The organism is Pelosinus sp. IPA-1, from assembly GCF_030269905.1.
GTDB lineage: Bacteria > Bacillota > Negativicutes > DSM-13327 > DSM-13327 > Pelosinus.
The window spans coordinates 12514-27078 of sequence record NZ_BSVC01000006.1; the positions used below are offsets into that span (position 1 = coordinate 12514).

13 protein-coding genes are annotated in these 14565 nt (G+C 36.4%); 9 read left to right on the forward strand and 4 right to left on the reverse strand.

Annotation, left to right across the window (positions count from 1 at the left end; all coding sequences use genetic code 11):
• The first annotated feature begins 98 nt into the window (after nt 1-98).
• The 5 genes from QSJ81_RS14960 to QSJ81_RS14980 all read left to right on the forward strand — a co-directional run bounded on the left by QSJ81_RS14960 (nt 99) and on the right by QSJ81_RS14980 (nt 5402).
• Complete coding sequence (locus QSJ81_RS14960) at nt 99-1346, forward strand: aminotransferase class I/II-fold pyridoxal phosphate-dependent enzyme (RefSeq protein ID WP_285718170.1); 1248 nt, start codon at nt 99-101, stop codon at nt 1344-1346.
• An 84-nt stretch (nt 1347-1430) separates the two neighbouring features.
• Nucleotides 1431-1610, forward strand: a complete 180-nt coding sequence (locus QSJ81_RS14965) for a hypothetical protein (protein WP_285718171.1) — start codon at nt 1431-1433, stop codon at nt 1608-1610.
• 236 nt (nt 1611-1846) lie between these two features.
• Entirely contained in the window at nt 1847-2473 is a 627-nt protein-coding gene (locus tag QSJ81_RS14970; RefSeq protein ID WP_038669771.1) for a DUF47 domain-containing protein, read from the forward strand.
• The gene (locus QSJ81_RS14975; RefSeq protein WP_285718172.1) at nt 2466-3455 is read left to right on the forward strand and encodes an inorganic phosphate transporter; all 990 of its coding nucleotides are present in this window, start codon (nt 2466-2468) and stop codon (nt 3453-3455) included. Before QSJ81_RS14970 ends, QSJ81_RS14975 begins: the two co-directional genes overlap by 8 nt.
• 279 nt (nt 3456-3734) lie before the next feature.
• Nucleotides 3735-5402 (forward strand): nucleoside kinase, encoded by a 1668-nt coding sequence (locus tag QSJ81_RS14980; RefSeq protein ID WP_285718173.1) that lies wholly within the window; start codon nt 3735-3737, stop codon nt 5400-5402.
• 75 nt (nt 5403-5477) lie between these two features.
• Here the strand turns inward: QSJ81_RS14980 and QSJ81_RS14985 are convergent, their stop codons facing one another.
• Together QSJ81_RS14985 and QSJ81_RS14990 are read right to left on the reverse strand one after the other, a co-directional pair.
• On the reverse strand, nt 5478-6833 hold the full coding sequence (locus tag QSJ81_RS14985) for a pyruvate carboxylase subunit B (RefSeq protein WP_285718174.1): 1356 nt from the start codon (nt 6831-6833) through the stop codon (nt 5478-5480).
• A 240-nt stretch (nt 6834-7073) separates the two neighbouring features.
• Complete coding sequence (locus QSJ81_RS14990) at nt 7074-8438, reverse strand: [Fe-Fe] hydrogenase large subunit C-terminal domain-containing protein (RefSeq protein WP_285718175.1); 1365 nt, start codon at nt 8436-8438, stop codon at nt 7074-7076.
• A 123-nt stretch (nt 8439-8561) separates the two neighbouring features.
• On the opposite strand from QSJ81_RS14990, the gene QSJ81_RS14995 reads away from it, so the two are divergent.
• On the forward strand, nt 8562-9869 hold the full coding sequence (locus QSJ81_RS14995; RefSeq protein ID WP_285718176.1) for an APC family permease: 1308 nt from the start codon (nt 8562-8564) through the stop codon (nt 9867-9869).
• 68 nt (nt 9870-9937) lie between these two features.
• Here QSJ81_RS14995 and QSJ81_RS15000 read toward each other — a convergent pair whose 3' ends face one another.
• Complete coding sequence (locus QSJ81_RS15000; RefSeq protein ID WP_285718177.1) at nt 9938-12208, reverse strand: diguanylate cyclase; 2271 nt, start codon at nt 12206-12208, stop codon at nt 9938-9940.
• A gap of 123 nt (nt 12209-12331) precedes the next feature.
• Between QSJ81_RS15000 and QSJ81_RS15005 the strand changes: the two genes are divergently transcribed.
• Together QSJ81_RS15005 and QSJ81_RS15010 are read left to right on the forward strand one after the other, a co-directional pair.
• A complete protein-coding gene (locus QSJ81_RS15005; protein ID WP_285718178.1) occupies nt 12332-12550 on the forward strand; it encodes a hypothetical protein in 219 nt (72 codons plus the stop codon).
• A 147-nt stretch (nt 12551-12697) separates the two neighbouring features.
• The gene (locus tag QSJ81_RS15010) at nt 12698-13081 is read left to right on the forward strand and encodes a DUF1540 domain-containing protein (protein WP_285718179.1); all 384 of its coding nucleotides are present in this window, start codon (nt 12698-12700) and stop codon (nt 13079-13081) included.
• Nucleotides 13082-13230: 149 nt separating this feature from the next.
• Here the strand turns inward: QSJ81_RS15010 and QSJ81_RS15015 are convergent, their stop codons facing one another.
• On the reverse strand, nt 13231-13446 hold the full coding sequence (locus QSJ81_RS15015; protein WP_285718180.1) for a DUF896 domain-containing protein: 216 nt from the start codon (nt 13444-13446) through the stop codon (nt 13231-13233).
• 133 nt (nt 13447-13579) lie between these two features.
• Between QSJ81_RS15015 and QSJ81_RS15020 the strand changes: the two genes are divergently transcribed.
• Nucleotides 13580-14491, forward strand: coding sequence for an NAD(P)/FAD-dependent oxidoreductase (locus QSJ81_RS15020; protein ID WP_285718181.1), 912 nt, complete (start codon nt 13580-13582; stop codon nt 14489-14491).
• Nucleotides 14492-14565 lie beyond the last annotated feature (74 nt).

Sequence of the window (14565 nt, forward strand, 5' to 3'; positions counted from 1 at the left end):
AATTATCTTTATTATGACCAAATAATACAGGTAGACCTAAACTTATTAACAGGTAGTTTTTACTTACGTTAATAAACAATCTCGGAGGGGGAAAAGAAATGACTACTAGTATTGCCGCGTCTCATGCAAAAGGGAAATGTGCTACAGACAAAATTTTTGGAGCAAATGCTGCAGCTTCTAAGGCAGTTGCTCTTTATGGTAAAGACAAAGTTGTAAATGCTACCATTGGCGCGTTTATGGATGAACAGGAAGCGTTAGCTTGTATACCAACAGTGGGTAAAGTATTTAAAGAATTACCAATTAATCAAATAGTACCTTATGCTCCTATTGCTGGTTTACCAGATTATTTGGATGCTATGATAGATTTAATGTTTGCTGATAATAAACCTGATGCTTATATTGAGGCTGTAGCTACTGCTGGCGGGACAGGTGCAATTCATCATACAATTTGGAATTATTCGGAGAGTGGGGATACGGTTTTAACATCTGATTGGTATTGGGGACCTTATAAGATACTATGCCAGGATTCTTTACGAAAATTAGATACCTACACTTTATTTGATGAGCAGCACAATTTTAATATTAAAGCTTTTACGAATAAGGTAAAAGAATTACTAACTAAACAAGATAATCTGATTATTATCATTAATACGCCTGCTCACAATCCAACAGGATTTAGTCTAAGTGATAGTGATTGGGATAAGGTATTAGATCTCTTTAAAGAGTGTGCCAAAGATGCAAAGAAAAACATCATTCCCTTAATTGACATTGCTTATATTGATTATGCAGGTGAAAAAAACCAATGTCGCACTTTCTTGAAAAAACTAGGAGGCTTACCAGCTAACGTATTACCTATACTAGCATCTAGTATGTCAAAAGGTTTTACTATGTATGGACAACGTACAGGTGCCATGATTGGGATTTCTTCTAATAAAGATGTAATAACAGAATTTGCAAGTGTAAATCAGTTTACAAGTCGGGCGACTTGGTCGAATATCAACTATAGTGCTATGAAGTTAATGTCATTAATTTACCAAGATAAAACATTATTGTCACAGGTAGAAAATGAGCGCAGTCAATACTATGCTTTGATTCGTAAACGTGCTGATATTTTTATGCAGGAAGCTAAGGAAGCCAATTTACATATGCTTCCGTATATAGCAGGTTTCTTTATTACTGTTCCAACAGAAAATCCTGAAGCAGTTTGTGAAAAACTTCATGAAGACAATATATTTGCAGTACCTTTAGCGAAAGGTATCCGAATTGCAGTTTGTGCTGTGTCATCTACTAAGATTACAGGCATGGCGGCCAAAATAGCAAAAGCAATCGTATCTGTTTCAAAATAGTTGATAGAATACATTATTATCCATTCGTAGCTTGCAATGTAGTTGGTTATACTACAAGAAACAAGAAAAAAGGGGGAGATGAACTTGGGTCGTCAGCATGAAAATTGGATTGATGATACTGTTTTAGAGTTTCCTCGAACTATGTTTTGGATGATACATGTAATTGGAACTGTGATGATTTTTATTTTGGGTATGAGATTTGCTTTTAACAGAGCACCAGTTCCTATGGTGGCTTACCGCTTGTTACGTAGGCTAATGCATTAGGTGAAAAACAAAGAAGGGTGAAATAGTTCACCCTTCTTTGGTGTGTAAAATGTCTTTTGCATATTAGAAAGACATTTTATACATAAAGTCTAAATTGTTTGAAAAGTCCAACATAATGTTAACTATGCTATATGTGATTGTTTTATTTAGCTATTGATGATATAGTATTTTTGGGCTATTCAATAGCTGCATTTTGTATACTGAATTTTTCTAATTCTGAAAATGGGGGATAGGACATGTTTGGCTTAAAACCAAAAGAGGATGAATTTTTTAAATTATTTGTAGAAAGTAGTGTGGTATTACGAGAAGGGGCTTATGTACTGCAGAGTGTCATGAATGATTACACACAGTTAGATGTAAAAATGCAACAAATTTCTGATCTAGAGCATAAAGCTGACGATATTAATGATACAATCATTGATAAATTAAATCAGACCTTTATTACGCCACTTGACCGCGAGGATATTTATTCTTTAGCAACTATGTTAGATGATGTAGTGGATTTTCTACAAGGTACAATGCAACGCATGGTGCTCTATAAGGCTGGTAAGCCGCCGGAAGGTTCTGTTCAATTGATAAAAGTCTTAGTGGACTGTACAGAAGAAATGGTATCAGTATTTAATTTGCTAAAAAATATTAAAGGTAACCAAGAAAAAATACTGAGTCACACACATAAAATTGCCGATTTAGAGACGCAAGGGGATAATATTTACCGTCGCGAAGTAGCGTTATTATTTGAAACCTGTTCCGATCCAATTGAAGTTATCAAATGGAAGGAAATATTGGAACATATGGAGGACGCCCTTGACCACTGTGAAGATATTGCAGACTTATTGCGGGGCGTAGTTATGAAATATGCCTGATACACTAATTATTTTTGTTGTATTATTAGCTTTACTCTTTGATTATATCAATGGATTTCATGATACTGCCAACGCGATAGCAACTTCTGTTTCAACTCGAGCATTGACACCAAGAATTGCAGTATGGATGGCAGCAAGTTTAAACTTCCTTGGTGCTATGTATAGTACTGGTGTTGCAAAAACAATTGGTGGTGACTTAGTTAAGTCGGCTCAGATGGTGAATCAATATATTATTATCGCTGCTATTATTGGCGCTATTTTTTGGAATTTAATAACTTGGTGGAAAGGGATTCCTAGTAGTTCTTCTCATGCCTTAGTAGGTGGGGTCGTTGGTGCTGTTTTAGTATCTACAGGCTATGAGGCACTCAAAATCGATGGAATTCTAAAGATTGTTGCTGCTCTAATCTGTTCGCCTCTTATTGCAATGGCAACAGGTTTTGTTGTGATGACAATATTACTATGGATATTTGGTAGAAGAGCACCTTCACGCATTAATCCTAAATTTAAGAAGGCACAGATATTAACAGCCGCTATGATGGCTTTTTCCCATGGGTCTAATGATGCCCAAAAGGCTATGGGAATTATTACGCTAACTTTGGTTAGTACAGGTTATTTAACGACCTTAGAAGTTCCTATATGGGTTAAATTAGCTGCTGCTACTGCCATGGGGTTAGGTACAGCGGCTGGTGGCTGGCGTATTATTCGTACGATGGGAAGTAAAATATTTAAATTAGAGCCTATTAGTGGTTTCGCATCGGATTTGAATTCATCATTGATTATATTTGGCGCAACATTATTGCATTTACCCGTAAGTACTACTCATGTAGTTTCAGGATCGATTATGGGTGTAGGAACTTCCAAACGTATTAGTGCAGTTCGCTGGGGAGTAGCGCAGCAGATGCTGATGGCTTGGGTGTTAACCATTCCTTGTACGGCAGTGGTAAGTGCCTTAGCATATAAAGTGATATCCCTATTTATTTAAAAATATGTTACAAATAAATACATAACAAGAATAGGCAAATAAGCATTTCTGCTTGTTTGCCTATTTTAATGCAAAAAGTAGTAATAGGTATAACTATAAGTTGAATAGTTATTATAATCATTATTTCTTTATGAAATGCAAGTGATTGTGATAAAATGTATTATAAGCTGATAATAGTTAAATGAGATCAAGAAGATAGTAGCAATTCATGTATTATTATGATTGATAAGGTAGTTGCACTGCACTAGTTGTTAAATATAATATACGGGAGGTCGTTTGATGGAAAAAAAGAATATAGTCCTTTCTTTAAAAAATGGTGAACTACTTCAGTTTGATAAAGGAGTAACCTTATTAGAAATAAGTAAAGATGTGCAAAACCAGTTTGCTACACCGATTATTGCTGCAAAAGTTGATAACGAAATCAGAGATTTACAATTTAGTCTAATAAATGATTGTCATGTAGAATTTTTGGATTTACATACAGAAGTTGGGAGTAAAGTGTACCAGCGTAGCCTTACCTTTTTAATGATTACTGCTGTTAACGAACTATTTCCCAAAGGGGAGGTGACAGTAGAGCATTCTCTAAGTAAAGGATTATACTGTGAATTACATATTGGTGAAAAAGTTACAAGCGACCATCTTATAGCTATAGAAACACGTATGCGAAGGATTGTAGCAGAAGATAGACAATTTACTATGAAAAGTCTTCCGATTGCAGAAGCTGTTGAATTATTTAAGGCGAATGGTCAAATTGAAAAAGTGAAGCATTTAGAACAGTTAAAAAGAGAGAGAGTCAGGATTTACTATTGTGGTGAGGCATATGACTTTTTTTATGGAACTATGGCACCAAGTACGGGTTATTTGAAGATTTTTGAATTAAGACAACATGCTTCTGGTTTTATTTTACGCTTCCCTGAAAAAGAGGCACCTAATGCTTTACCTGAATTTATAGTTCAAAATAAACTATCAGAGATTTTTTTAGAAGCAGAACGTTGGGGTGCGATTTTGCAATGTGGCTATGTAGCCACTTTGAACGAATATGTCCAAAATGGTAAAATTAATGATATTATGAGAGTTGCGGAAGCATTACATGAAAAAAAGATAGCTCAAATTGCTGATTTTGTATCCCAGCACAAAGAGGTGCGAGTCGTCTTAATAGCTGGACCATCTTCATCAGGCAAGACTACCTTTGCCCAACGCTTAACGGTTCAGTTAAAGGTCAATGCTATGCGTCCAGTAGCTTTATCTTTAGATGATTACTTTGTTGACCGGGATAAGACTCCAAAAGATGAGAATGGAGCCTACGATTTTGAGTCGATTGAGGCCATTGATTTAGAATTGTTTAATGAACATTTATCCAAAATTTTGGCTGGCGAGGTTGTTAGTATACCTTCTTTTAATTTCTTAACTGGTCAAAGAGAATACCGTGGGAACACTATCCAAATTGATAAAAATCAACCTCTTATCATTGAGGGAATTCATGGGTTAAATGAAAGACTAACAACCGCTGTACCTCGGGAACACAAGGTGAAAATTTATATAAGTGCCTTAACCCAATTATCCATTGACAATCATAATCGTATTCCTACAACGGATACGCGTTTGATTCGTCGAATTGTAAGGGATAGTCAGTTTAGATCTCACGATGCTCTTACTACTTTAAATATGTGGCAGTCTGTGAGACGGGGAGAAGAAAGGAATATCTTTCCTTTTCAAGAGGATGCTGACATCATGTTTAATTCCGCTTTAATTTATGAGTTAAGTGTTTTGAAAAAATATGCAGAACCCTTATTACAGAAAATTACTAAGGAGTACGCAGCTTATTCTGAAGCTACTCGGTTATTGAGGTTTCTCTCTTATTTTGAGAGCATTGATGACAATGAAATTCCTTTTAATTCTATATTACGTGAATTTACAGGAATGTCCTGTTTCCATGAGCATAAATGAAAGTAGTATCTTGACTGCTTAAGCTATTAAAAAAAGCCCTAACCTTTTCAGGTTAGGGCTTTTTCGATAGTTAAATTAACGATTCTTTTCGAAGAACTTTAAAGCTACTTCAGGGAATAATGCATAAGATAAAACATCTTCAACAGATGCATTTGGATATCCCTTTTCAGCAAGCTGTTTTGTCAAAAGTTCCATTTGTGGTTTAATATCATCGGCAGGACGATAGTCAATAATAGGTTCACTGCCAATGATTTTTTCACGAACTTCTTCGGAAACAGGCATAGGAGTTTTACCATATTTACCACGTGCTAAATCTTTTACTTCACGAGGTACCATTTTATAGCGTTCACCCAACATTACATTGAAGGTTGCCATGGAACCAACGATCTGACTGGTAGGAGTAACCAATGGAGGATAGCCAAGCTCTGCACGAACTCGTGGCATTTCTTCCAAAAGTTCTTGGTATTTGTGTTCAATGCCTTGTTCTTTAAGCTGATTGAACAAGTTAGAAAGCATACCACCAGGGATTTGGAAGTCAAGAACATTAGCATCAACATCGAAAGATGTTTTAAGACCAAAGTCTTCACCCAAGCTTTTCTTAACCTTACCAAAATGAATAGCTACATCTTTCAATGCGCTACGTTTAAGACCAGTGTCATACTCAGTACCTTCTAACGCTGCAATCATAGATTCAGTACAAGGCTGTGAAGTTCCAAGTGCAAATGGAGATAATGCACAGTCAACAACATCTACGCCAGCTTCAATGGCTTTCAAATAAGTCATTGAACCCATACCACTAGTATAGTGAGTATGAAGTTGGATAGGCACGCCTATCTTAGAATCTGCTTTCATAGCTTTTACCAAGTCATAAGCGACATATGGTCTAAGTAGACCAGACATATCTTTAATGCAAATGGAATCAGCACCGCGTTCTACTAATTCGCGAGCTAATTTAATGTAGCTTTCTACAGTGTGGTATGGACTAATTGTATATACACATACACCTTGTACGTGAGCGCCAGATTCTTTGGCAGCTTTCATAGCTACTTCAAGATTGCGCACATCATTCAATGCATCAAATACACGGATAACGCCAATACCGTTCTCTACCATTTTCTTAACAAATGCAGTAACAACATCGTCAGCATAGTGGTTGTAACCTAGAATGTTTTGGCCTCTAAGTAACATAGAGATAGGAGTCTTTTTCAAGTGTGATTTTAAAATACGTAGACGTTCCCACGGATCTTCACCTAAGAAACGTAGGCAACTATCAAAAGTAGCGCCACCCCAAGCTTCCAAAGCAAAGTACCCCATGTTATCAAGTTGTTCCAATGCTGGTAGCATATCGGTGAGACGCATGCGAGTAGCAGCAAGTGATTGGTGACCATCGCGTAATACTGTTTCCATAATTTGTACAGGTTTTCTAGACATATGTATCCCCCTTTTTTTTTGTGTGTGATCTTAGTAAAAGTTCCAATTATAAAGAATATAATTGAGAGTTGATGTATTAGAATTTTACTATAGATCCACTTAGTTAAATATGTAACAAGTTCGGACAACTATAATTGTACCGTATTTCACATGCTTTTGCTAGTAATTTATTTTAAATTTATTATTAATTTTTTTAGTATATTGTATTCAAAAGAGAATATTCAGTAAAAAAGGGGGGTTTTATACTAATTTTCGTGCTAATAATTCTGCCATAGGACTTTTTCCGGCCAGAGAAGGTGCATCATTTTCATGGCCAAGACGCGCCAAAATAGCATATACTTGAGAATTCTCTACAGGTGTAGTAGCAATAGCATTTTCACCATATTTTTTTACCTGTTTTTGACCTTCTTCAGGAGGAATTAACCTACCTGGGCCACCGACACAACCGCCTTTACATGCCATACCTTCAATAAAATTAGCATTACGCTGTCCATTATTAAACTCTTCTAATAATTTCTGGCAATCTGGAATTCCATCTACTTTAAGAGAGATAAGCTTTTGTGATTTGTGGGGTACTAATTTTTCTAAAGTAGTGGCTACTGCTGCACTTACACCACCAGTATAGGCATAAACTCTTCCCCCCCAAGATGCCATTGCCTTTTCATTATCTTCTTGCGACCCAGGATTAATTTCGGTAGCTTCAAATATAGTCGCTAGTTCCTGAAACGTTAGTACATAATCAATCGCACCTTTTAAGTCAGGTAATAGGGCTTCTGACTTTTTTGCGACACAGGGGCCGATAAATACTACCTTTGCATCAGGTTCAAATTGTTTAATAACACGGGCGGAGGCCACCATAGGTGAAACTGATGGGGAAATATGCTCTTTTAAATTAGGAAATTTGTTTTCAATTAATTTAATCCAAACAGGGCAACAACAACTAGTAAACATAAAATCTTGGTCCGTCTTGACATGCTCATCAAATTCAAAGGCTTCCTTCATAGTAATTAAATCTGCATATAATGCAGTTTCTACAACATCGGTAAAGCCCAAAGATAAAAGTGCAGAACGTAACTTTCCAGGGGTAACATTTGGACCAAACTGTCCCACGAAGGCTGGGGCAATGGACGCATATACAGCACTATTACGTTGCTTTAATAATTTAATGAGAGGTATAAATTGAGATTTCTCTGCGAGGGCTCCAAAAGAGCAGGCATGAATGCAGTGACCTTCACCTAGGCATTTCTCCTGATTAATTGAGATTTTATCAAGCTCATCACGAGTGATAGCGCCTAATGGACACGCTTTTTCACAACTACGATTATCCTTCGGGCATGCTTTACACGCATCTGGATTGGCCACTACAATTGGTTCACTTCCCATACCCATAAGGGCTTCTTCATCATAGTCATTAAGAACAGAGTCATTGTTATGGGGATGTAGTCCCATTGCAATTCGAATCTGATTTGCAACGTGGCGACGTGTTGTTTTATCTTTAAACTCTTCTGTTACCATATTGCAAATTTCTTCTCGACGTTCAAATAGAGTTCCTTCCCATGCTGCTTTTGCGACGTGATAAAGGATACGTGGTTTAATATCTAGCATAAAAATACCTCCTAAATGATATCTTATCTATAATATAAACTATTTATGTGTTATTTCCTATTGCAGTTAAAGAAAAAATTTGATACTCTATTATTCTGTCAGAAAGCTTTAAAAATAAGGAGAATGTGTGTGATAGAAGGACAAAATAATCTTAAGAAAAATTTAGGGCTAATTGCAACAATTGCCCTAGTTATTGGTATGGTTATCGGATCAGGAATTTTTATGAAGCCTGGAAAGGTAATTTTAGCAGCTGGTGATTCTACAATGGCCCTTATTGCGTGGGTCTTAGGTGGCGTAATTACCTTGGCTGCTGGGTTAACCGTCTCTGAATTAGGTGCCCAAATTCCTAAAACAGGAGGGCTGTATACATATTTGAATGAAGTATACGGAAAAGTATGGTCCTATCTATATGGCTGGATGCAAACGATAATATACGGACCAGCCACAATCGGAGCCCTGGGATTGTATTTTGCTTCGTTAATGTTACCGTTCTTTGCGATTGAGGAAGGCGCAAGGTTACCTATTGGAATAGGTATTGTATTTTTTATGACAGGTTTAAATTGTTTAGGTACAAAATACGGCGGTTTTATTCAAACTGTAGCTACTATTGGGAAACTAATTCCCATTGCGCTTATTGTAGTATTTGGGCTATGGAAAGGAAATGGACAAATACTGGGTATGACCAGCGGAGTTAGCCCCTCAATTGGTATGGGAGCAGCAGTTTTGGCTACATTATGGGCGTATGATGGCTGGATTGGAGTAAGTTTCGTAGCAGGAGAAATGAAGGACCCAGGAAAACAATTACCAAAGGCTATTATTGTTGGATTGGGAATTGTTATAATAGCGTATATTACAATCAATATGGCCATTATGCACGTGTTACCAGCCGCAGAAATTGCTTCATTAGGGAAGTTAGCGGCGAGTACTACAGCAGGATTATTATTTGGTGAAATGGGTGGTAATTTAATTAGTATCGGTATTTTGGTATCTATTTTTGGTGCTTTGAACGGATACATCTTGACAAATGGTCGAGTTCCTTATGCGATGGCATTAGAAGGGCAGCTACCTGGTTCTGCTATATTCTCTAAAGTTCCTAATTCAGTTGGCACACCCGTAAATGCCATGTTACTAGAAGCTGTCTTGGCAACCATTTTGATGATATTTTGGGATCCTGATAGTTTGACGGATATTGCGATGTTTGCAATGTGGACTTTTTACGTAACTGCATTTGTTGCTGTTTTTATATTACGTAAACGTCACCCAAATACTGTTCGGTCTTATAGTGTGCCAGGTTATCCTTTCGTACCAATAATTGCAATAGTAGGTGCACTGTATATTATTTTTAACATGTTTATAGATAAGCCAATGGATGCTATGGTAGCCGTCGGTATTACCTTAATAGGTTTGCCTATATATTGGATAATAAAATAAAAAAATCAGTAGTAAGGCTTGTGCTTTACTGCTGATTTTTTTTAGTTATCTTTTATAAAGCCTTATGATTAACTGATAATAAGGTTGGCGATTACTCGATTGCGACCTTGGTTTTTTGCTTGATAAAGTGCTTTATCAGCTATTTCTATAATTTTTTCCATAGAAGGAAGGGTTGGTGTAATCGCAGGATCATAGGTAGCAATCCCCAAACTAGCTGTAATTTTTCCCGTGTTGGTGTCATGATTATCAGGAAATTCTTCACCCTCAATGATGTTACGTAGTTTTTCCCCAATAAACTTGGCCTCACTGCTATTACATTCTGGTAAAATAATGCTAAATTCTTCACCACCATAGCGAGCTGGTAAATCAATAGTGCGTACATTATTTTGGAGTATTTTTCCGATTTGGCTTAATAATTTATCACCAGTAACATGACCATAAGAATCATTGTAATCTTTAAATTTATCAAGATCCAGCATAATTAAGCTTAGTGGAAATTTTAGGGATGCAGCCCGTTTTAATTCAATCGTTAAAAACATATCAAAATTACGGCGGTTGGCTAAACCTGTTAAGCTATCAGAGAGAGCCATAGACTTAATATGATTATATAAATGGGCCTTTTCTAAACCAAGTGCAATCTGTTGTGACATTAAAAAGGCGAAAGAAATACGATTTAGACGTTCAGGAGCGACAAAATGTTGCCAACCAAGGAGTATCAATCCCATTAGATTTTTCTCCACAGCAATTGGCATGACCATCATATAGCGAGACGCATTTTGATCGTATAGCTCGGCAAAAGGAGCAAAGGCATTGGCGGTTGTAATACATGGTTTGAGGGTTAGAATTAAAGATGCTAAGGTGGGATATAAGTTTAAATCAAATGTTGGAAGTTTATAATTGAAATTTATCGAAGAAATCGTAGTAAAGGTTTCTTTGTTAGGACTAATTAGCAGCCCAATGGCTACATCCGAATTAAGTGCTTTCATAACATGGGAAGTACATTGTTCGATTATCGTATTTGTGTCAATTGTTGTTGATGTCGTATGGGTAATCTCCGAAAGAAATTTTTCTTCTTCAAGATGGAGTTTGGTTTTTTCAAAAAGCATTGCGCTGGCAATGGCTGTTCCTGCATAACGGCCAAGGGCTGTTAAAAATCTTATATCACTTTCATCAAAAGCACTAATTTCCGAAGAGTAAGCTTCAATAACGCCAATGACTTGGTTGTCGTGGATTAAAGGAGCACAAATTAAAGACTGAATGCTAGAAAAAATGAGTTGGGGCTTTTCTATATTAGGATGTTGTGATAAATCATTTATAGAAAGTGCGACGTTTTGCGCAATAACTTGCCCTCGCAAACAGTGATTTAAGGGGATAACAGTTGGAGGAGTATTAATCCCATAAGTGGCAACGACTTGAAGATGAGTTTGATTCGTGGATATTAAGCCAATTAAACTTTGTCTGGAATGCATTAAATCAGTGATCATATCAGCGATCGCGTCAAGAGTATCCTTTACATTTAGTTGTGAAGATATAATCGTTCCTATTTTAGATAATGTGTCTTCTAATAAATTACGTTGCTGTTCTGATTTTTTATATAATTGTGCATTGTTGACAGCGAGTTGCTCTAGTTGTTCTTTTAATTTGAGTAATTGTTCATAGGGATATTTGATTACAAAATTAAACACGGCTTGCAGGATAAAATAATAGGCAAAACATTTACATAGATGGGCTAAAAGATTTTCTTGAACTGGACCACCGGTAAGATAAAGCAGATTTACAAGAATGCTAAAAAACAAGCCTTTTTGAATGTAACTGCGGGTAAGATATTTTTTGTAATTGCGAAGTAAGATAATCATGGTAAGAAGGTGAATACTAAGGGTTACATATAGAGTAGCGATCACTAAGGGATGAGAATCATTTGTGATGTAAATAATGGAAGGTAATACGTCAAAATTAGTAAGATTATAATTGAAATTAGTAAGTAATCCAATAAATAAACCAATTAGTAGTAGCGTTGCAGTATAGAGCAACATAGTATCAGTAAATTTAGGCGTTTTTAGCGTAAGGCTCATGCCGTATAATAGGGCAGAAGCCCAGATTATTCCGGACATCATCCAATAAATAATCCAACCGTTTCCAGCGAGATTATTTGAAGAATAGGAAACGAGATGCAATAAATCGAGAATGCTGGTACATAATATAAAGAAGCTTACAATTTTACCTTTAATATAGTTATGGCTGTCAGCACTTTTCCGAATCCCATGCCAGGCAATAAATGAAATTATTCCTCCAACTACAATTGTGAAAATTTCTAATAGACTGTTTACTGTGACCAGCATTGTTGTCACCTCTTACGTAAAGTGATTTTAGTTTATCATATGCTAATGTATTAGAAATGTTTACACTCTGCTGCTAGGAAGGAAAGCATCGTATAATTTTACAATAGATGAGTGAGGTACTAAATGGATAAACTTTGTCCTATTTGTAATGGATTGCAAGGGCTGAGAAAGCAGTGCCCCAACTGCAGCAGACTGTTAGTAGATGGAGGAAAACTTCAAAACTATGTAGGTCCTTATAGCCCTTACATGGAAAGTCATATCGGGGAACAATGTGTACATTTATTGTATTGTACAGAATGTGGCTACGATGTTCGCGTCGCGTTTAATTTATTAATTGTATGAGCTAACTTTCGGACGTAAAAACCATTTTAGATGGATAAAAATATAGGAAGAGTAAGATACTAGTAAGGAACATAAATTCATAGATACCAATCCTTCATACACTAGCTGTTGAACAAAGGTAAAGTATAATAAAGGAGTGAAGCATGAATGACAAATCCTGTAGTAAAGTGTACTGTTGATCAGTGTACCCATTATATGCCAGGTGATCAATGTATGGCGGCTAAGATTAGTATTTATAATGAAGAAACAGGTACTTCAGACACATCAAAGGACACCCAATGTAAATCATTTCATCATCGTAAGACAATGGGCGACATGTTAGGAGCATTTCATAATGCGAATATTGGCGGTTCCCTATCAGCGGCTTTCATAGAAGGCACTCAAATAACCCCTGTAGTTGAATGTTTTGTTAACAACTGTAATCATTGGCACGACAATAATGTATGTACTGCTACAAACATAGATGTGTTTGGTGAGAATGCTGGCAAAACGGATGATACGGATTGTAAAACTTTTGAAAAGAAAAAGTAATCATAAGAAAAGACTTGGCTTGTGCCAGATCCTCGGACGCAGGCAGAAGCCTTAGTCGTTCTTACTTGGAATCAAGAAAGTGTTATACTTTCTGATTCCGTAAAAATACCGAAGGCTGCAATTAGCCTTCGGTATTTTTACGGAATCCATTAATGTTTATGATGGCAACCACAACCGGGATGATGAACATGTTGATCAGCCTGCTGTTTTTGTGCATCAAATTGAACTTTTACTTGATTTTTAATTGTATCAATGTAAAGACGTCGTAATTTAGCTTGCTCCACGACTTCCTCTTCTGTTAGTTGCCCTGCCTTTTTTTTTCTTCCTAACTCGTTAATTCTGGCAATAATTTCAGGTGTTATCATATTAATACAGACCTCGCTTTTTATTTATGTTATTATTTGTGTAAGATGTTCTAATGTTTTACAAAAAGTTTATAATTATATTCATCGTTTGTAAAGTAGTTACAAAAAAAAGTAAAGGATGGGGTATAGATATATGTATGATTTAATTATTATTGGTGGCGGACCAGCAGGACTAACGGCAGCTGTATATGCAGCACGTAAGAAGATGGATACCCTATTACTAACAAAAGAATTTGGCGGACAGCTTATGTGGACAAAAGAGATTGAAAATTATATGGGATATCAATTTATTAGCGGCCCTGAGCTGATGAGTAAATTTGAAGAGCAAGTAAAACGCTTTGCTGTATTAACAAAATACGAAGAAGTAAGTAGTCTAAAAGTGAGAGATGATGGCACCTTCTTAATTAAGACAGAGGAGGGCGAATACGAAGGTAAAACAGTAATTGCGGCAATGGGTAAACGTCCAAGAAGATTAGAAGTACCTGGGGAAATTGAGTTCACCGGTCGAGGTGTTAGTTATTGTGCTACTTGTGATGGCCCTTTGTTTGCCGATAAGGTAGTGGCTGTTGTAGGAGGCGGTAATTCTGCTGTCCAGGCCGCCTTAGAGCTTAGTGATATAGCTCCCACTGTATATTTAATAGTTCGGAATAATACTTATAATGCGGATCCGATACTTCTAGATAAAATGAAGGTTGCTAAGAATATAGTAGAGATGAAAGGTTATGTTTCAACGGGGATTTTTGGTGATGAATTAGTTGAAAAAATCACAATTAGCGAAATTGCCTCAGGAAAAACTCAAGATTTGGCCGTAGAAGGTGTCTTCGTAGAGGTCGGCTTAGAACCTAACTCTGAATTTTTACAAGACATAGTAGGAATGAACCAAGAAGGGGAATTGGTTGTCGATTGTCGTTCTAAAACAAATATTCCTGGCTTGTATGCAGCAGGAGATGTAACAAATGGACCTGATAAACAAATTGTAATTGCAGCTGGAGATGGCGCTAAGTCGGCTCTTATGGCTTATGATTATTTACTACATAGAAAATAGTTAACTGAAATAATAAAGTTAAAAAGAATAGTTAAAAAATTGTAGGTAGAGGAGAGATCCTCTACCTTTTTTTA